20 protein-coding genes are annotated in these 18881 nt (G+C 52.0%); 11 read left to right on the forward strand and 9 right to left on the reverse strand.

Going from position 1 to position 18881, the window contains the following annotated elements:
• Positions 1-140: 140 nt before the first annotated feature.
• The gene (gene yccA / locus AC6I4B_RS14715) at positions 141-800 is read left to right on the forward strand and encodes an FtsH protease modulator YccA (RefSeq protein WP_349599944.1); all 660 of its coding nucleotides are present in this window, start codon (positions 141-143) and stop codon (positions 798-800) included.
• Positions 801-886: 86 nt separating this feature from the next.
• Positions 887-1216 (forward strand): sulfurtransferase TusE, encoded by a 330-nt coding sequence (gene tusE, locus AC6I4B_RS14720; RefSeq protein ID WP_497766128.1) that lies wholly within the window; start codon positions 887-889, stop codon positions 1214-1216.
• Here the strand turns inward: tusE and yccX are convergent.
• Complete coding sequence (gene yccX, locus AC6I4B_RS14725) at positions 1213-1491, reverse strand: acylphosphatase (RefSeq protein WP_497766129.1); 279 nt, start codon at positions 1489-1491, stop codon at positions 1213-1215. The two genes, tusE and yccX, sit on opposite strands and share 4 nt — an antisense overlap.
• A gap of 143 nt (positions 1492-1634) precedes the next feature.
• Between yccX and rlmI the strand changes: the two genes are divergently transcribed.
• Both rlmI and hspQ read left to right on the forward strand, forming a co-directional pair.
• Positions 1635-2825, forward strand: coding sequence for a 23S rRNA (cytosine(1962)-C(5))-methyltransferase RlmI (gene rlmI, locus AC6I4B_RS14730; protein WP_497766131.1), 1191 nt, complete (start codon positions 1635-1637; stop codon positions 2823-2825).
• Between the two features lie 63 nt (positions 2826-2888).
• On the forward strand, positions 2889-3206 hold the full coding sequence (hspQ, locus tag AC6I4B_RS14735; RefSeq protein ID WP_497772186.1) for a heat shock protein HspQ: 318 nt from the start codon (positions 2889-2891) through the stop codon (positions 3204-3206).
• A gap of 42 nt (positions 3207-3248) precedes the next feature.
• Here hspQ and AC6I4B_RS14740 read toward each other — a convergent pair whose 3' ends face one another.
• The gene (locus AC6I4B_RS14740) at positions 3249-3662 is read right to left on the reverse strand and encodes a CoA-binding protein (protein ID WP_497772188.1); all 414 of its coding nucleotides are present in this window, start codon (positions 3660-3662) and stop codon (positions 3249-3251) included.
• A gap of 134 nt (positions 3663-3796) precedes the next feature.
• Here AC6I4B_RS14740 and mgsA point away from each other — a divergent pair, with 134 nt between their 5' ends.
• Positions 3797-4255, forward strand: coding sequence for a methylglyoxal synthase (mgsA, locus tag AC6I4B_RS14745; RefSeq protein ID WP_497766133.1), 459 nt, complete (start codon positions 3797-3799; stop codon positions 4253-4255).
• Positions 4256-4299: 44 nt separating this feature from the next.
• Here the strand turns inward: mgsA and helD are convergent, their stop codons facing one another.
• The gene (gene helD / locus AC6I4B_RS14750; RefSeq protein WP_497766134.1) at positions 4300-6354 is read right to left on the reverse strand and encodes a DNA helicase IV; all 2055 of its coding nucleotides are present in this window, start codon (positions 6352-6354) and stop codon (positions 4300-4302) included.
• 122 nt (positions 6355-6476) lie between these two features.
• Here helD and AC6I4B_RS14755 point away from each other — a divergent pair, with 122 nt between their 5' ends.
• Both AC6I4B_RS14755 and yccS read left to right on the forward strand, forming a co-directional pair.
• Positions 6477-6923: a YccF domain-containing protein gene (locus AC6I4B_RS14755; protein ID WP_497766136.1), complete on the forward strand. Its 447-nt coding sequence runs from the start codon at positions 6477-6479 to the stop codon at positions 6921-6923.
• A gap of 18 nt (positions 6924-6941) precedes the next feature.
• On the forward strand, positions 6942-9068 hold the full coding sequence (gene yccS / locus AC6I4B_RS14760; RefSeq protein ID WP_497766137.1) for a YccS family putative transporter: 2127 nt from the start codon (positions 6942-6944) through the stop codon (positions 9066-9068).
• Between the two features lie 11 nt (positions 9069-9079).
• Here the strand turns inward: yccS and AC6I4B_RS14765 are convergent, their stop codons facing one another.
• Positions 9080-9688 carry a TfoX/Sxy family DNA transformation protein gene (locus tag AC6I4B_RS14765; protein ID WP_497766139.1) on the reverse strand — a complete coding sequence of 203 codons (609 nt, stop codon included), beginning with the start codon at positions 9686-9688 and terminating at the stop codon, positions 9080-9082.
• A gap of 218 nt (positions 9689-9906) precedes the next feature.
• On the opposite strand from AC6I4B_RS14765, the gene sulA reads away from it, so the two are divergent.
• Complete coding sequence (gene sulA / locus AC6I4B_RS14770; RefSeq protein ID WP_497772189.1) at positions 9907-10416, forward strand: SOS-induced cell division inhibitor SulA; 510 nt, start codon at positions 9907-9909, stop codon at positions 10414-10416.
• A 354-nt stretch (positions 10417-10770) separates the two neighbouring features.
• A complete protein-coding gene (gene ompA, locus AC6I4B_RS14775; RefSeq protein ID WP_497766141.1) occupies positions 10771-11823 on the forward strand; it encodes a porin OmpA in 1053 nt (350 codons plus the stop codon).
• Between the two features lie 89 nt (positions 11824-11912).
• Here the strand turns inward: ompA and matP are convergent, their stop codons facing one another.
• Positions 11913-12368 (reverse strand): macrodomain Ter protein MatP, encoded by a 456-nt coding sequence (matP, locus tag AC6I4B_RS14780; RefSeq protein WP_497766142.1) that lies wholly within the window; start codon positions 12366-12368, stop codon positions 11913-11915.
• Between the two features lie 184 nt (positions 12369-12552).
• Between matP and AC6I4B_RS14785 the strand changes: the two genes are divergently transcribed.
• Positions 12553-14313 (forward strand): AAA family ATPase, encoded by a 1761-nt coding sequence (locus AC6I4B_RS14785; protein ID WP_497766144.1) that lies wholly within the window; start codon positions 12553-12555, stop codon positions 14311-14313.
• A 69-nt stretch (positions 14314-14382) separates the two neighbouring features.
• Positions 14383-14901: a bifunctional 3-hydroxydecanoyl-ACP dehydratase/trans-2-decenoyl-ACP isomerase gene (gene fabA, locus AC6I4B_RS14790; protein WP_497766145.1), complete on the forward strand. Its 519-nt coding sequence runs from the start codon at positions 14383-14385 to the stop codon at positions 14899-14901.
• Between the two features lie 93 nt (positions 14902-14994).
• Here fabA and rmf read toward each other — a convergent pair whose 3' ends face one another.
• The 4 genes from rmf to pqiA all read right to left on the reverse strand — a co-directional run bounded on the left by rmf (position 14995) and on the right by pqiA (position 18879).
• Positions 14995-15162, reverse strand: coding sequence for a ribosome modulation factor (gene rmf / locus AC6I4B_RS14795; RefSeq protein ID WP_497766147.1), 168 nt, complete (start codon positions 15160-15162; stop codon positions 14995-14997).
• A gap of 255 nt (positions 15163-15417) precedes the next feature.
• Positions 15418-15978, reverse strand: a complete 561-nt coding sequence (gene pqiC, locus AC6I4B_RS14800) for a membrane integrity-associated transporter subunit PqiC (RefSeq protein ID WP_497766148.1) — start codon at positions 15976-15978, stop codon at positions 15418-15420.
• Positions 15978-17615: an intermembrane transport protein PqiB gene (gene pqiB, locus AC6I4B_RS14805; protein WP_497766150.1), complete on the reverse strand. Its 1638-nt coding sequence runs from the start codon at positions 17613-17615 to the stop codon at positions 15978-15980. The genes pqiC and pqiB overlap by 1 nt, the downstream gene beginning before the upstream one ends.
• A gap of 4 nt (positions 17616-17619) precedes the next feature.
• Positions 17620-18879 (reverse strand): membrane integrity-associated transporter subunit PqiA, encoded by a 1260-nt coding sequence (gene pqiA / locus AC6I4B_RS14810; protein ID WP_497766152.1) that lies wholly within the window; start codon positions 18877-18879, stop codon positions 17620-17622.
• Positions 18880-18881: the final 2 nt, after the last annotated feature.

The raw sequence follows: 18881 nt of genomic DNA on the forward strand, positions 1-18881 counted from the left end.
AGCGGGCTTTATCGCTCGAATTTGTGAGCCACCAAAAGTCCTGCGTTAGGGCTGAGTAAAGATGGGTAAAAGCATTAGGGAATAAAAGCGACTTTTCTTATGCTGAGTTACTAATAACATCTGTCATAAGAGAGTGACTCATGGATCGTATAATTACTTCATCGCGTGACCGCTCATCACTACTGAGCACACACAAAGTCCTGCGTAACACCTATTTTCTGCTGAGCCTGACGCTGGCGTTTTCCGCCATCACCGCGACCGCCAGCACCGTGCTGATGCTGCCATCCCCAGGGTTAATTCTGACGCTGGTCGGCATGTATGGCCTGATGTTCCTGACCCATAAAACGGCGGATAAACCGGTAGGTATTCTGTCAGCCTTCGCCTTCACCGGCTTCCTGGGCTATATCCTGGGGCCAATTCTGAATGCGTATTTGTCTGCGGGCATGGGCGACGTTATCGGTATGGCGTTGGGCGGTACGGCACTGGTGTTCTTTAGCTGCTCGGCCTATGTGCTTACGACCCGTAAAGACATGTCTTTCCTCGGCGGTATGCTGATGGCGGGCATCGTGGTAGTGCTGATTGGTATGGTGGCGAACATCTTCCTGCAACTGCCAGCGTTGCATCTGGCGATTAGTGCGGTGTTCATCCTTATCTCTTCGGGTGCTATCCTGTTTGAGACCAGCAACATTATTCGTGGCGGTGAGACGAACTACATCCGCGCAACGGTTAGCCTGTATGTCTCGCTGTACAACATCTTTGTCAGCCTGCTGAGCATTCTGGGCTTCGCAAGCCGCGACTAACCCCAGCTTACCCACACAAGGCCTCGCTTATGCGGGGCCTTTTTATTTGCTACACTTGCCAGCATTTGTTGGCAGTGTGAAAAATTATGCTTATCTACGAAAATACCGAAATCGAGACGGATAACGAAGGTTATCTCAAAGACACCACGCAATGGAGCGAAGGGTTGGCACAAGCGATTGCCGCCAATGAAGGTATTACGCTCAGCCCGGAGCACTGGGAAGTCGTGCGCTTTGTGCGCGAGTTCTATCTGGAATTCAATACTTCTCCGGCTATCCGTATGCTGGTTAAAGCGATGGCCAATACCTTTGGCGAAGAGAAAGGCAACAGCCGTTATCTGCATCGCCTGTTCCCGAAAGGCCCGGCAAAGCAGGCCACAAAAATTGCCGGTCTGCCAAAACCGGTGAAATGCATTTAATAGCGAATGCTGAAGTTGTTCCACGTCTTTTCGGGTTGATGAGGCTCCATCAGGACTTTATCAACCCGTGCACTTCGTGGCCCACCCGCCTTGAGCCACGCCAATAGTTTTTCAACCTGCTCGCCAGCGCCGCAGGCAACCACTTCCACGCTGCCGTCATCCAGGTTCGCGGCGTAGCCACGCAGCCCCAGACGCATCGCTTCTTGTTGGGTAAAATAGCGAAAGCCCACGCCCTGCACGTTCCCGTAAACCCAGCAGATAACACATTTATCCATCGTTGATCTCCTCCACATGCGTTGCACCGTATATCAACACTGTAACGTCAAATACCCTCACATTCTTCCGCTGTTCGTTGCATTTATGCAGCGAAGTCGGGAAAATGCAGCCTGATTCCTTCAAATAACCAGATAAAAAAACTATGAGTGTACGTTTAGTGTTAGCCAAAGGGCGCGAAAAATCATTGCTGCGCCGCCATCCCTGGGTTTTTTCCGGTGCGATTGCCCGCATGGAAGGCAAAGCCAGCCTCGGTGAGACCATTGATATTGTCGATCATCAGGGGAAATGGTTAGCCCGTGGCGCGTATTCTCCAGCGTCACAAATCCGCGCTCGCGTCTGGACGTTTGACGCCAATGAAACCATTGATATCGACTTTTTCGTCCGCCGCCTGCAACAAGCGCAGCGCTGGCGCGACTGGCTGGCCCAGCAAGACGGCCTGGACAGCTACCGCCTGATTGCCGGTGAATCTGACGGTTTGCCTGGCGTCACCATCGACCGTTTTGGTTCATTCCTGGTGCTGCAATTACTGAGCGCAGGCGCGGAATACCAGCGCGCAGCGTTAATCAGCGCGCTGCAAACGCTGTATCCAGAATGCGCCATTTACGATCGCAGCGACGTTGCGGTACGTAAAAAAGAAGGGATGGATCTCACGCAAGGCCCAGTCACTGGCGAATTGCCGCCCGCCCTGCTGCCAATTGAAGAACACGGCATGAAGCTGCTGGTAGATATTCAAGGTGGGCATAAAACCGGTTATTACCTTGATCAGCGCGATAGCCGCCTGGCAACGCGCCGTTACGTCGCCGATAAGCGCGTACTGAACTGCTTCTCTTACACCGGTGGCTTTGCAGTTTCTGCGCTGATGGGCGGCTGCCGTCAGGTCACCAGCGTCGATACTTCCCAGGAAGCGCTGGATGTCGCACGCCAGAACGTGGAGTTAAACAAGCTCGACCTCAGCAAAGCGGAATTTGTTCGCGATGACGTTTTCAAACTGCTGCGCAAATACCGTGATCAGGGCGAGAAATTCGACGTTATCGTGATGGATCCGCCGAAATTTGTCGAAAACAAAAGCCAACTTCAGGGCGCATGTCGTGGCTATAAAGACATCAACATGCTGGCTATCCAGTTGCTGAATCCTGGCGGTGTGCTACTGACATTCTCTTGTTCTGGCCTGATGACCACGGATTTATTCCAGAAAATCATCGCCGATGCCGCAGTAGATGCTGGTCGTGATGTACAATTTATAGAACAGTTCCGCCAGGCAGCCGACCACCCGGTAATTGCGACATACCCGGAAGGATTGTATCTGAAAGGATTTGCCTGCCGCATCATGTAACTTGAAAAGAGAAATGGTGTCTATATATGAAAGATAGAGGCCATTGACTGGGAGGTGTGTATGATAATTACCAGCAAATTCGGCATTGGCCAGCAAGTGCGTCACTCCTTACTGGGCTATCTGGGCGTGGTGGTAGATATCGACCCGGTTTACTCGCTTGACGAACCTGAGCCGGACGATCTGGCGGCCAACGATGAACTCCGCGCGCTGCCCTGGTATCACGTGGTGATGGAAGATGACGACGGCCAGCCGATGCATACTTACCTGGCCGAAGCCCAGTTGAGCAGCGAGCCCAGCGAAGAGCATCCTGAACAACCTTCGATGGATGAACTGGCGCGTACCATTCGCCGACAGCTACAGGCCCCACGGCTACGCAACTGACGTCAGCACCATAAATTGAACCCCGCGAATGCGGGGTTTTTATTATTTAGCCAACCCTAAACGTGGGATTTCAATCGCTGGGCATTTGTCCATCACCACATGCAAGCCGGCGTTTCGAGCTAATACCGCCGCCTGTTCGTTTATCACACCTAGCTGCAACCACAGCGTTTTTGCACCAATGGCAATGGCTTCTTGAGCCACGCCCCACGCGGCTTCTGAATTACGGAACACATCCACCATATCGACCTTTTCAGGAACATCAGCGAGCGTTGCATAACCTTTCTGCCCCAATAGCGTCGTGCCCGCCACTTTTGGCGAAACGGGGATCACATGGTAGCCCTGATCCAGCAGGTATTTCATTACCCGATAGCTTGGGCGGTCAGGCTTGTCGCTAGCCCCAACCAGCGCGATAGTGCGCGTGGTGGTCAAAATGCTGGCAATATCATTCTCAGTCATCATTATCCTCCTGGCCAATATGTTAAGTGTATGCTAGTCCTCTGACGTCGTGCGTCAAATTTTTGCGATTCAGGGCTTGCAGCCTGATTCGCTTGCAGTAATCTGTCTGGATTTAACACTTAGGGAAAGGTTTTATGGAATTAACAACTCGCACCTTAGCGGCGCGCAAACACATTGCTCTGGTTGCGCACGATCACTGCAAAGATATGCTGATGAAATGGGTGCAGCGCCATCAGGAATGTCTGGCGCAACACACGCTGTCGGCAACCGGGACCACCGGCAACCTGATTCAGCGAGCCACGGGTCTGGAAGTACAAGCAATGCTGAGTGGCCCGATGGGCGGTGACCAGCAGGTTGGCGCATTGATTTCAGAAGGTAAAATCGACGTGCTGATTTTCTTCTGGGACCCACTCAACGCCGTGCCGCACGACCCGGACGTCAAAGCCCTGCTTCGCCTGGCAACCGTGTGGAATATCCCTGTCGCCACCAACGCATCTACCGCTGACTTTATTATCCAGTCGCCAAATTTCAGTGAACCGGTCGATATTCTGATCCCTGATTATCAACGCTACCTGGCCGAACGCCTGAAATAAGCCGCTAAATACCCCGGCGCTGTAACGCCTGCGCCGGGTGACTGTTATGGTTTGCGCGCCACCGGTACGGACAACAGCTTAAGTTCCTCCACAAATGGCGAAGGCTGTGCTTTATTAAACAGCAACCAAACTCGCAAACGGGCACGCGTCATCGCCACATACAGCAACCGCCGCTCCTCGGCATCGGGGAAGTCTTCCGCTGCGGGTAATAGCGCCTGTTCCATAATCGACTCCCGCGCTGGAGCCGGAAAACCGTCAAAGCCTTCCTGCAAGCCCAGCACAATGACATAATCCGCCTGTTGCCCTTTACTGGCATGAACCGTCATAAAATCGATATTCAACTTCGGCCAGCGTGTAGCGGCTTTTTCCAGCGCAGCAGGCTTCAGATGATGGTAACGCGCGAGGACTAAAATCCGCTGCTCCGCCGTGACATAGCCACTCATCTTATCGAACAGAGCGTCGAGTTTGTCATCTTCCAGCAGCGTTACCGCGTTTTTATCACCAGCCGTCAGGCTGTTGAGCGGCTTACTGAGCTGATGTGGGTTTTGCTGAATAAAGCGGTTCGCTATCTCGCCAATACGGCTATTAAAGCGGTAGGTAGTATCCAACGCACAATTATCACCTTCACCAAAGTAATGCGTGAAGGCAGTCGTTAACGACAATTGCGCACCGCTAAAGCGATAAATGGCCTGCCAGTCATCCCCTACGGCATAGAGCGATGTTTGCGAGTTTTGTTTACGCAGTGCTGCCAGCAGTGCCGCGCGTTGTGGGGAAATATCCTGGAATTCATCGACCAAAATATGTTTCCACGGGCTGACAAACCGCCCTTTCTCCAGGATATTAATGGCCTGATGGATCAGCCCGGAGAAATCAACAGCGTTCTCCTCTTTTAGCGCGGTTTTCCATGCTTTCAGTAGTGGAGCCATCAATTTAACGCGTTTACCGAACAGCTCACGCACCTCTTCCGGCGCACCGGCAATCATCTCCGCCTGTGAGCCGCCGTGCATTCGCATCAGGCTAACCCAGCGATCCAGCCGGCTACCCATACGTTTGATAATTTTGTCGTCTTCCCAGAAATTATCTTCTGCGACATCCCAGCCCATCTCATCTTGCAACCACAGCCGCCAACCTTTGGCTTGCGCTTTTTTCTCGCGGCACTGCTGCTGCCAACATTGCGTAAACAGTGTGTAGCGAGCGAGGGCATCGTTTTCCAGTTTACTCACCACGGGCACTTTTTTGCTGCCCTGTTGAATAATAGAAAGCGCCAGCGCATGGAAGGTGCGCGCGGTGATGGCATCGGTGTGCAAGCGCGTTTGCAGGCGTTCGTCCATCTCCTGCGCCGCTTTACGGCCAAATGCCAACAGCAAAATTTGCTCCGCCGATGCTTCGCCACGCGCCAGCAACCAACCCGCACGCGCGACCAGCACCGATGTTTTACCGCTGCCCGCTCCCGCCAATACCAGTAACGAACGCTCGCCGTTGACGACCGCACACGCCTGCGATGGGTTAAGCGGCGAAGACTCTATCTGCTCGAAAAATTCGTGGTACTGCGCCAACATCTCGTCGGTATAACGCTGGTTATGCTGCGCCCGACCGTTCTCGTTATCCGCCAGCCAGGCCTGACACTGATGCCAGGCGTCACGGCAGTTATCAAACTCTTCAAGGCGGCGAGTGGGAAGCGGCAATCCTTCTAACGCCCGAACGATTTGCTGGCGAATACCCTGCGCCTGCTGGCGTGTTAACCAATGCGTTTGTTCGCTGTTGCCCGCAATAATCGCCAACTGTGATTGCAAAAGATTCGCAGCAATATCGCTCATTTCCGCGCTCCATTGCTGCCATAGCCCCAGAAGATGACGATGAAAACGCTGTGTCTCGCCCCACTCCGTACCGTGCAGGCGCACAACTTTATCCTCTGGCAGAACGAATTCCAGCTCTCCCCATACCAGCCCACGCTTACAGTTAATCGCTAATAACTGATTGAAAGGAATGAGATATTCATGTTGAGGGCCGGAAACCCGAACGCCTGCGTTGAGAATTTCAACTCGGTCATACGGATGCTGCGCCATGCGCTTGCCGAGCGTCGTTGCTTTTAATTCCATGTGCTGCCGAATCCTGACGTTTTCGATATCTCACAGTGTAACCGCCAGAGAATAGGTGCTCCAGCGTAAAAAAACGTTACAATCATAAGGTCTTACTTTTCACAGCACTGCACAGAGGATTTATGCGTACTGTTCTGAATATTTTGAATTTTGTCCTGGGTGGTTTTCTGACAACCCTGGGCTGGCTGCTGGCAACGCTGCTCAGTGTCATCCTGATTATTACATTGCCGTTAACACGCTCTTGCTGGGAAATTACCAAGCTGTCGCTGTTGCCTTATGGTAACGAAGCCGTTCATGTTGATGAGCTGGAGCCTGGCGCGAAGAGTAGTGTGATGAACGCGGGTGGCACATTGCTCAATATTGTGTGGCTCGTGCTGTTCGGTTGGTGGCTGTGCATAACGCACATCATGGCGGGGATTGCCCAATGCCTGACCATTATTGGTATCCCGGTCGGCATTGCGAACTTCAAAATTGCCGCCATCGCCCTGTGGCCTGTAGGCCGCCGTGTGGTTCCTGTCGAGGTTGCGCGCGCCGCGCGTGATGCCAATGCCCGCCGCCGCTTCCAGTAATCAGGACGACTTGTTGACATGCTAAGCCCCCTGATTCGCCGCTATACCTTGAACAGCGCCTGGTTATATAACGCCAGAATATTTATCGCCCTGGTGGGCACAACGGCCCTTCCCTGGTGGCTGGGTGATGCGAAACTGACTATTCCGTTAACGCTGGGGGTGGTTGCCGCCGCATTGACCGATCTCGACGACCGCCTGACCGGGCGGTTACGCAACCTCGTCATTACGCTTATCTGTTTTTTCATCGCCTCAACCTCAGTAGAACTCCTATTCCCGTGGCCGTGGCTTTTCGCGTTAGGGTTAACCGTCTCCACCGTCGGCTTTATATTGTTGGGCGGGTTAGGGCAGCGTTACGCAACCATCGCCTTTGGTGCGCTACTGATTGCCATTTACACCATGCTCGGGGTTTCGCTCTATTCCCACTGGTATCAACAGCCGTTACTGCTGATTGCCGGAGCCGTCTGGTATAACGTGCTGACGCTGACTGGGCACTTGATTTTCCCTATTCGACCACTCCAGGATAACCTGGCGCGCAGCTATGAACAGCTCGCTCGCTACCTTGAGCTAAAATCGCGCCTGTTTGACCCGGATCTCGACGATGAAAACCAGGCACCTTTATATGAACTGGCGCTGGCAAACGGGCAATTGATGGCGACGCTGAACCAAACCAAGGTTTCGCTGTTAACTCGTCTGCGTGGCGACCGTGGTCAGCGCAGTACGCGACGAACGCTGCACTACTATTTCGTGGCTCAGGATATTCACGAACGCGCCAGTTCTTCGCACATCCAGTATCAGTCACTGCGTGATAGCTTCCGCTATAGCGATGTGATGTTCCGCTTTCAGCGCCTATTGTCGATGCAGTCGATGGCCTGCCAGGATCTGGCGAAAGCCGTACTGTTGCGTACACCTTACCAACATGATGCTCGTTTTGAACGCGCCTTTACCCACCTGGATGCCGCATTGGATCGCGTACGCGCCAGCGGTGTCGCACCGGAGCAGATAAAAGCGCTGGGTTTCTTGCTCAACAACCTACGGGCGATTGACGCCCAGCTCGCGACAATTGAATCTGAACAGCTACAGTCGCAGGCCAGAAGCGAAACTGAAACGCTGCTGGCAGATGACAGCCTGCACGGTTTTGCCGATATTCGTTCGCACCTGAGCCGCAACATGTCGCCAGAGTCGGCCCTCTTTCGCCATGCAGTGCGCATGTCGCTGGTTCTGTGCGCAGGCTACGCCTTTATTCAGTTTACCGGGCTGCAACACGGCTATTGGATCTTGCTCACCAGCCTGTTTGTCTGCCAACCGAACTATAGCGCCACCCGTCACCGCCTGGCGCTGCGTATTATCGGCACGTTGGTCGGTGTCGCGCTCGGCCTGCCAATTCTGTGGCTAGTACCATCACTGGAAGGACAATTGGCGCTTATCGTTATTACCGGCGTGCTGTTCTTCGCTTTTCGCAACGTGCAATATGCCCATGCCACCATGTTCATTACGTTACTGGTGCTCTTGTGCTTTAACTTGCTTGGCGAGGGCTTTGAAGTGGCGTTGCCGCGCGTGATTGATACGCTGATAGGTTGTGGTATTGCCTGGTTTGCGGTGAGTTTTATCTGGCCAGACTGGAAGTTCCGCAACCTGCCGCGTGTACTGGAACGCGCTATCGATGCCAACTGCCGTTATCTGGATGCCATTCTGGAGCAGTATCACCAGGGGCGTGATAATCGCCTTGCGTATCGAATTGCGCGACGCGATGCGCATAATCGAGATGCGGAACTGGCGTCAGTGGTATCGAACATGTCCAGCGAACCGAAGGTGACCGCTGAAATGCGGGAAACAGCCTTCCGTCTACTGTGTCTGAACCATACTTTAACCAGCTACATTTCCGCACTCGGGGCACATCGAGAGAAACTGAACACTGCAGAAATTTTGGCTCTTTTGGACGACGCCGTCTGCTACGTCGATGATGCTCTGCATCACCTGCCTTCTGACGAAGAGCGGGTGCAGCAAGCATTAACGGGGTTAGCCGCACGAATTCAGCATCTTGATCCTCGTCCAGACAGCAAAGAGCCATTGGTATTGCAACAAATTGGCCTGATGATTTCTCTACTACCTGAAATCTGTCGGCTACAAAAGCAGGTTCTGGCATAACGCCATATCAGCTATGGTTCTTGGGTATAGCTTTGTGCCCATTCCTGTAACTCCTGGCGTCTTTGCGCCGGGAGTGCCGCAGCATGAACGCCAGTAATTGCCCCTTCAAGCGAATAAAGCACATCAACACTTAACTGCTTGCGAATCTGCCGTAGTAATAACCAAGCGGTTTTCGCCCCCATTTGCTGTAACGATCGGCTATCCTTAATGCCGACTTCATTCAGCAACTGCTCCATACGAAAAGAGATATTCGGTAAATCTTTCAAGCGTGGCACCTGTTTGCGCTGCATTTTCTCCTGTTGCGCATCCTCCAACGCGCACATTCCCAACTGCACCAATACTGGCCTATCCCCCCACAAACTCTCGTCAACCTGAAAATATTTTAACTGCTGTGAACGCCCTCGCTTTTGTAGCGTAAGCAACGGTGGGGAGTGCTGCGCCTGATAGGTCGCGTTTTTTTCGCATACCCTCAGATACAGCTCACCTTCCGCAACCATAGCAAAAACCGTGTTATCGATAGCAAGGCTATAGCCACCAAACAGTGCTCGTGACTTAACTTTGCCCAAGGACTCGAAATATTCCTTGGATTGATAGATCCGTCTATATGATATTATTTTCATGATCAATCCTTAATAATCATGGACATGAAAACATTAGATCCGTTAATGGGATACATAATAAGCAACATAGGGAAGTTCGTTCAGTACAGCAAGGTGTATTTGTCATACCGTGCAATTACTATGCAATTTTGCGAGTCACTTTCAGAAATTGAGGTTGATCTTTAATTTTACGGGTAGTACTGTATATGCATACAGTAACCCACAAGGTTGGATTAGCTATGTATATTTCTGGTGTTGTAAATCAATCTTCTGCCGCTGTTGCTACAACGGCTTCTCATGCTTTTGCACCTGCAAAAAGTACGTCTACGGCGTTCGTCAGCGAAGTGCTGTACAGAGAAGATCAGCCTATGATGGCGCAAATGCTACTGCTGCCATTACTCCAGCAGTTGGGGCAACAGTCGCGCTGGCAGCTTTGGCTTACCCCACAGCAGAAGCTGAGCCGCCAATGGGTGCAAGCCTCTGGCCTACCATTAGCGAAAGTGATGCAACTACGCCAAATGTCATCGTATGACATGCTTGATGCGATGGTTCGTGCATTACGCACCGGGAATTACAGTGTAGTTATCGGTTGGTTAACAGAAGAATTGTCTTCAGAAGAGCATACGCGTTTACTGGCTGCCGCAGAGGAAGGTAATGCAATGGTGTTCATTATGCGACCAGTTACGACCGCGTCTCACCCAACTGGACAATTTAATGGGCTAAAAATTCACTCGAATTTGTACCATTAACGGAAATTAGGATTATTCCTGGGATTTTTTTTGCACCTTTTTTATCTGTCCGTTTTTATGCGATATTTTTAGCAGAATGCTTGTCTGGTGCGGTTCTCAGTGTTTTTTATTGGTTATTTTTTAGACTTATTTGTTAAATATTGCGTATACAACTCTTTTTTTTTCATAAGCCTGACGGAGTTCACACTTGTAAGTTTTCAGCGACGTTGTAGACTTTACATCGCCAGGGGTGCTCAGCTTAACACCGCAGATATCTGCTGAGTAATTAACTAAGCCACGCCCCCGGTGAAGGATTTAACCGTGAGTCTACTTAGAACTTCATGGCAAATTTTGGATGATAACGAGGCGCAAAAAATGAAAAAGACAGCTATCGCGATTGCAGTGGCACTGGCAGGCTTCGCTTCTGTAGCGCAGGCCGCTCCGCAAGACAACACCTGGTATGCTGGTGGTAAACTGGGTTGGTCCCAGTTCCATGACACTGGCTGGTACCAGAGTGACCTGAACAACAACGGTTCTACCCACAACAGCCAGCTGGGCGCAGGCGCGTTCGGTGGTTACCAGGTTAACCCGTACGTTGGTTTCGAAATGGGTTACGACTGGCTGGGCCGTATGGAATACACCGGTAGCCAGACCAATGGCGCACTGAAAGCTCAGGGCGTTCAGCTGACCGCTAAACTGGGTTACCCAGTAACTGACGATCTGGACGTATACACTCGTCTGGGTGGTATGGTATGGCGTGCTGACTCCAGCAACAACATCGCTGGCGATCACCACGACACCGGCGTTTCCCCAGTATTCGCTGGCGGCGTTGAGTGGGCTGTAACTCGTGACATCGCTACCCGTCTGGAATACCAGTGGGTTAACAACATCGGCGACGCAAACACTGTAGGTGTTCGTCCTGATAACGGTATGCTGAGCGTAGGCGTTTCCTACCGCTTCGGCCAGCAGGATGCGGCTCCAGTAGTTGCTCCAGCTCCAGCTCCAGCTCCAGAAGTACAGACCAAACACTTCACTCTGAAGTCTGACGTTCTGTTCACCTTCAACAAAGCTAGCCTGAAACCAGAAGGTAAGCAGGCTCTGGATCAGATGTACAGCCAGCTGAGCAACCTGGATCCGAAAGACGGTTCCGTAGTGGTTCTGGGCTTCACTGACCGCATCGGTTCCGAAGCTTACAACCAGGGTCTGTCCGAAAAACGTGCACAGTCTGTTGTTGATTACCTGATCTCTAAAGGTATCCCAGCTGACAAAATCTCCGCACGTGGCATGGGTAAATCTAACCCAGTTACTGGCAACACCTGCGACAACGTGAAAGCGAAAGCTGCGCTGATCGATTGCCTGGCTCCAGATCGTCGTGTAGAGATCGAAGTTAAAGGTAGCAAAGACGTTGTAACTCAGCCTCAGGCTTAAGTTCCCGTCTAATAAAAAACCCCGCATTGCGGGGTTTTTTTTGTCTGTAATTCAGCACACAACCGATGACTTACCTATCAGAAATCGCGTTACTTTTCTTTGCCGAGCATAGCTTGCAGATCATGCTTAAGGCTGGACATCTTACTGACATACTTCTCTTTGTTTTCCGCATCTTCAATCAGTTGAACAACCGTCTCAGATAACGTTTTACCACGGCGCTGTGCAAGCCCAGCTAACCGCTGCCAGACCACAAACTCCAGGTCGATAGACTTCTTGCGAGTATGCTGATGCTCGGCATTAAAATGGCGCTTACGGCGTGCACGAATCGTCTGCTTCATTCGGTTGACCAGCTGCGGATTAATATGCTGGATAATCCAGTCATTAACCTGTACCGGTTCATGTTCCAGTTTCAGCAAAACATCGACGGCCTCTTGTGCGGCGCTGGCTTCAATGTAACGGGTGATGGGTTCGCCTTCCCGGTGTTTTTTCACCAGATATTTCCACTTCCAGCCGCTTTCAAGATTTTCCAGTTGTTGATATTTCATTGCGATCTCAGTGTGACCGTATAACTCTTTTCAGGATAACAGTTTTTTCTCAATGTGCTGAGAAGAAATCTGCAACTGTGATACCAATAAAGCCAACCATAAAAGATACTTCCCTATTCTCCGTGAGCTTCCCTGCGGCATCAGGTATAATCACGCACTTTACATCTGACTAAAAATAGCGACATTGACTATAAATACTCTTTCCCGGCGCTTTCTCGCCCCTGCGACTGAGGCATACCAGGCGCTATTTGCCCTGCCTGACTTAGCCTCAGAAAATGACTCTCTCTTTAGCGAACTCCAGGCGCGTTTGCATTATGCGTTGGAGCAGTTCCTGCATCCGCAAGGTGTCTCTCCTTTCTTGCTGGTCAAGGCGCCAGAAGAAAAAGAGTACCTACAGCTCCTCACGCAAACCACCGTTTCGCTGCGCGATAACGATGAGTCGATCCTGACCGGTGTCAACTACCAGGTAAACGGCAGCAAAGTCAGTATGACGCCAGCCAGTAGCCCGGATGATAACTTTGCCAGCACAGGGCCAGTTATTTTTGCTGACTGGGCCGAAGCCGAGCAGCTTTTTGGCTGCGTGCGCCAATTCAACGGTGAAATTACGCTACAGCCAGGCCTGGTGCATCAAGCAAACGGCGGCATTCTTATCCTGTCATTGCGCACACTTATGGCACAACCGCTGCTATGGATGCGCTTGAAAAACCAGGTCATGCAACAGTGCTTTGACTGGCTCTCTTTTGACGATGCACGCCCTTTACCTATTAGCATCCCATCCATGCCATTGACGTTAAAGGTGATGTTGGTTGGCGATCGCGATTCGCTGGCTGATTTCCAGGAAATGGAACCGGAAATCGCGCAAGAATCGCTGTACAGCGAATTCGAAGACAATCTACAGATTACCGACGAAGAAACGTTGAGGCAGTGGTGTCAGTGGGTGTGGGGCATTGCACGCGAGAAATCCTTGCCAGGGCCTGCGGCAGACGCCTGGCCACTGCTGATGCAAGAAGGCGCACGTGATACTGGCGATCAGGAGATTATGCCGCTTTGCCCACTGTGGATAACGCGTCAGCTTCGTGAGGCAGCACCGTTCACCACCGATAACTTCATTACCGCCGAGCAGCTTAGAACCATGCTGGTGCAGCGTCAGTGGCGTGAAGGTTTCCTGGCAGAGCGTATGCAGGATGAAATCTTGCTTGAGCAGATCCTTATTGAAACTGAAGGCGAATGCATTGGGCAAATCAACGCCCTGTCCGTTATTGATTTCCCTGGCCACCCTCGCCCATTTGGCGAACCATCACGTATTAGTTGCGTGGTACACATCGGTGACGGCGAATTTACCGACGTTGAGCGCAAAGCCGAACTGGGCGGCAACATTCACGCTAAAGGGATGATGCTGATGCAGGCTTTCTTAATGGCCGAGCTGGATTTAGACCAACAGCTGCCCTTCTCTGCCTCGTTAACGTTTGAGCAGTCCTACAGCGAGGTCGATGGCGATAGCGCCTCTATGGCTGAGCTGTGCGCGCTCATTAGTGCACTCGCGAATGTTCCTATCAATCAAAGCATCGCGATGACCGGTTCCGTTGATCAGTTCGGTCGCGCACAGCCGGTCGGTGGTTTGAATGAAAAAATCGAAGGTTTCTTTGCTATCTGCGCCCAGCGTGGCTTAAGCGGCAAGCAAGGGGTGATTATTCCTTCTGCGAACGTGCGCCACCTGAGCCTTGCCGTCGAGGTACAGGAAGCGGTGGAAGCTGGGGAGTTCACCATCTGGGCGATTGATGACGTTACCGATGCGCTGCCGCTTCTGACTCAGCTCAACTGGGACGGCGAAGGCCAGACACTATTGCAAACGATTCAGGAACGTATCGCACAAGCCACGCAGCCGGAGCCTCGCTACCGCTATCCGTGGCCGTTACGCTGGTTAAACCGCGCTAATTCCAACTGATCGGACTTGTTCAGCGTACACGTGTTAGCTATCCTGCGTCCCGAACTCAAAATAAGGCTTACTGAAAACATGGTAGATAAACGCGAATCTTATACAAAAGAAGACCTTCTTGCCTCTGGTCGCGGTGAACTGTTCGGCGCAAAAGGCCCGCAGTTGCCAGCACCAAGTATGCTGATGATGGATCGTGTCATTAAAATGACCGAAACCGGCGGCAATTATGACAAAGGTTATGTTGAAGCTGAGCTGGATATCAACCCGGACCTGTGGTTCTTTGGTTGCCACTTTATCGGTGATCCGGTGATGCCTGGCTGCCTGGGCCTCGACGCAATGTGGCAGTTAGTCGGTTTCTACCTCGGCTGGTTGGGCGGCGAAGGTAAAGGCCGTGCACTGGGTGTAGGTGAAGTGAAATTCACCGGCCAGGTTCTGCCAACCGCGAAAAAAGTGACCTATCGCATTCACTTTAAACGCGTGGTTAACCGTCGTCTGATCATGGGTCTGGCGGATGGTGAAGTGCTGGTTGATGGTCGTCTGATCTACAGTGCTACCGACCTGAAAGTCGGCCTGTTCCAGGATACCTCTGCATTCTAATGCGTTTTATCACCATCATGCGTGATAGATAAGTATTGTGAATCTAAAGGCGAAACCTCCGCACTGCGGAGGTTTCTTTTTAAAGAGACAGTGTCAGGCAACTACGGCCCTGTCCTCCATGGCTTCTCGCCAGCCTCCCAGCCAGTAAGACCTTTGGTTAATTGTCTGGTATGGACACATCTCTTTTGATCGTCCGGTAATACCGGCTTGATATCCACGCTGATGTGCTCGTTCCAGGCGATCTCGCTTTTGTCTCTTCATGCCTCGTTTCCCTCATATCTTGGTCTGGTGGAAAAGAAAACAGTGGTTACAAAGTATGCAGCCACATAATACGAATACCGCTAAACAATGCCCCCGTCAATGCGCAGAATTCATACCAATGTCATATTTGTGAGCTACTCAGAAGTTCATTTGTACAAAAAATGTGACGTAGCATAAGTAACTGACTGACCATAGAGACAAAAAAAACCGCCGCCGGTTTTGCACCGACGACGGCTTTAGAACAATTAATTCTACTTATGGTTGGCGATTGATGGTCTGAGCGATAGAAGCCGCTTCCTGACTCCAGGCCTGCGCCAGCATTTTGACCATTGCATCATAGCCATCCTGCTGTTGTGCCACTTCAATGTGGAACGGACGTTTGGTCAACTGCCCTTGATGGTTCAGTAGCCATTCTCCGCTCACCACCACTTTGCCATCATAACGGCCATGGAAACCGCTCACCGAGACATTGAGCGTATCCTGCTCACTGCCTAATGGCTGTGAGGACACCACCCAGCCCGGCAACTGGTTGCTCAGGTTAGAAACCAGCGTGGTGCGCAGCTGTTGATCCAGCGGGCTTGCCCACAGGTTATTGCTGGCAATCACATACTGGACATCGCTGGTCTGATAAACCACACCGCTACCGGCCAGGAAGTCAGGGATGTTAACTTGCTCCACCCACAGCAAGCGCTGGCCTGAATGTGCGCTGTTTTGTATCGTGCCCGTTGCCACTGGCAGTTGATAGTACGTTTTATTCTCGCTACTGCTACAGGCCGCCAGAAGGCAGGCCGCAGCCAGAACTAACCACTTTTTCATTATTTCGCCCTCTTAGGCTCTGGATCTTTTTTATCCTTCGCTTCGAATACCAGCGCGTTACTCTTCTCATTCAACGTTTTCAGCACCGGCTGCAATTCACGCAGTACTTGATCCAGACGTTGCATGTCAGCGACCATTTTATTGTAAGCCGCAGAACCTGGCTGGAAGCCTTGCATACTGCGGTTCAGCTCACGCAGTGTTTTCTGCATATCGGCTGGCAGCTGCTGCGCAGACTGGCTCGCGGTAATCTTATTGAGATTATCCAGCGTAGTTTGCAGGCGGCGCATCGTGTTCTGACTTTCGGCCAGCGTATTGGTCGCCTGTTCAACCATCGGCGTTAACGGCAGATTGTTGAATTTATCCAGCGTTTCCATCAGGCGTTGCTGAATTTGCGCCAGACCACTGCTCACGGTCGGAATAATGTCTTTGCCTTCAAATGACTTAACGTCGGCAACGACCGGCTCTTTTGGATAGAAATCGAGATCGACATACAGCGCACCGGTCACCAGGTTGCCAGTCTTCAACGCCCCGCGCAGGCCGCGACCAATCAGAGTAGGCAAATGACCACGAATATCTGGGTTATCGCCAAACTGGGTGACTAAACGCTGCGGTTCGATACGAATCAATACCGGAATACGGTAGTCGCTGGTTAACGTCTGACGTAAGCCCGGATTAAAGTACGGCACTTGCGCCACTGTACCCATCCGAATACCACGGAACTCTACCGGTGCTCCCGGTTGCAGGCCACGTACCGAATCTTTAAAGAACATCAGGTAATCAATATGTTCGGTATACAGCGAATCCTGAATACTTTTCTGATCGTCGTAGAGCTTAAACTCGGTCTTTTCAGCAATCGGCTGACCCAGTTCTACGCCTTCCGGCACATCAAAGCTAACGCCGCCGCTAAACAGCGTAGACAGCGACCCCATCTCGACGCGCATCCCGGCAGAGGTCAGATCAACCGCCACGCCGCTGTCTTTCCAGAAGCGCACGTTGCTGGTCACCAGACGGTCGTTTGGCGCGCTGATAAACAGCTGATAGGAAATGCTGCGGCTCTGCGGATCAAAGGTGCTGGTCTCAACCGAACCCACGCGATAGCCACGGAACAGCACCGGGTCGCCAGGGCTTAGCTGCCCTGCTTTCTTGCTATCGAGCAACACCCGAATCCCTTTGGCATCCGGCGGAGCCAGCGGCGGAGAGTCGAGCAATTGATAACTCTCCGGTACCGATCCTTTCGATCCCGGCTGTAACTCAATGTACGCCCCCGACAGCAGCGTCCCCAGCCCACTAATCCCCTCGCGGCCAATCTGCGGTTTCACGACCCAGAATACAGAGTCCTTATGCAGCAGCTTCTCCATACCAGAGTTCAGCCGCGCTTTAATTTCCACGTGCGTCAGGTCGTCCGTCAGCGTCGTACTTTCAACCACCCCGACGTCAACACTGCGGCTTTTAATGGTTGTTTTACCGCCCTCAATCCCTTCGGCGTTGGTGGTTATCAGCGTCACCTCCGGCCCCTGGTGGCTGTAATGGTAAAACAGGATCCACGCGCCAATCAGCGCAGTGACAATCGGGAAGATCCAAACGGGAGACCAGTTTTTCACTTTCTGCACTTTCGCCTCCCCACTCTTGGTTTCCATGCTTTTACGACTCCTCATGGCTTGATTCAGGTTCCCGATCCCACGACAAGCGCGGATCAAAGGTCATTGCCGAGAACATGGTCATTATAACGACCAGCGCAAACATCAATGCCCCGATCGCCGGATAGATATTCATTAGCCCGCCAATACGCACCAGCGCAGAGAGGACTGCAATTACAAATACGTCAATCATTGACCAGCGCCCTACGAACTCCACCACTTCATAAATCAGGTGCATACGTTCGCTATCAGGGTGGCGGCGTTTCATACCGTTTGCATCAAGACACAGCCAGGCAATGGCGATCATTTTCAGCGTCGGCACCATAATACTGGCGATGAAAATCACCATCGCCACGGGATAGGAGCCTTCACTCCACAACAAAATGACCCCGGCGATGATGGTTGACGGCATTTTGTCGCCCAGCAGGTCAGTAATCATAATCGGTAAGATATTGGCGGGCAGATACAGCAGAATAGAAGTCACCAGTAGTGCCATCGTCCACTGTAGGCTATTTTTGCGCCGCGCGTGGCCTTTACTGTGACAACGCGGGCATTCCAACTGATCAATAGGCAGTATTGCGGTACAGCACGAGCAGGAGCGTAATCCCTGGCGAATACCGGCAATCCCTGGTTTCATCGGTTGAGTAAGTGGTGGCATAGGGGCGATATCGTCCCACAGCCAGCGCCGGTCAACGCACTGAAGCGTGCGTAGTTGCAGCAGGCAAAACAGACACCAGGGCAGGAAACTGCTGCCGACGCCGATATCACCGTATGCCATCAGTTTCACAAAACTGACCAGCACCCCGGCCAGAAAAATCTCGGCCATTCCCCACGTTTTGAGGGTGAACAAAATACGCGCCAACAGCGTTTTTAACCGCAGCGGCATCCGTACTCGGTTCACTAGTAGCAGAATAGTGACCAGGCAGAACGCTGGCACCAACTGCACAAACAACAAGAAGAAAGTGCCAAGACTTGCGTAGTTTTCAGAGAACATCACGCTGGGAATTTCCAGCAGTTCAATTTCACTGCTGACGCCTGCTACGTTCATGCTGATGAACGGAAACAGGTTCGCCAGCACGAGCATGAAAAGCGCCACCAGGACGTACGCCGTCGGCCGCTGCCTTGGCTCATCCCACGCGGTAGTTAACGTAGTACCACAGCGTGGGCAAGTCGCCTTGTGTCGGTGCTCAAGGTGCGGCAACGCCACCAGCATGTCACATTGTGAGCACAGAATATGCTGCGCAGCATGATGTTGTTCGCACATGA

The organism is Kluyvera fluvialis (assembly GCF_059725275.1).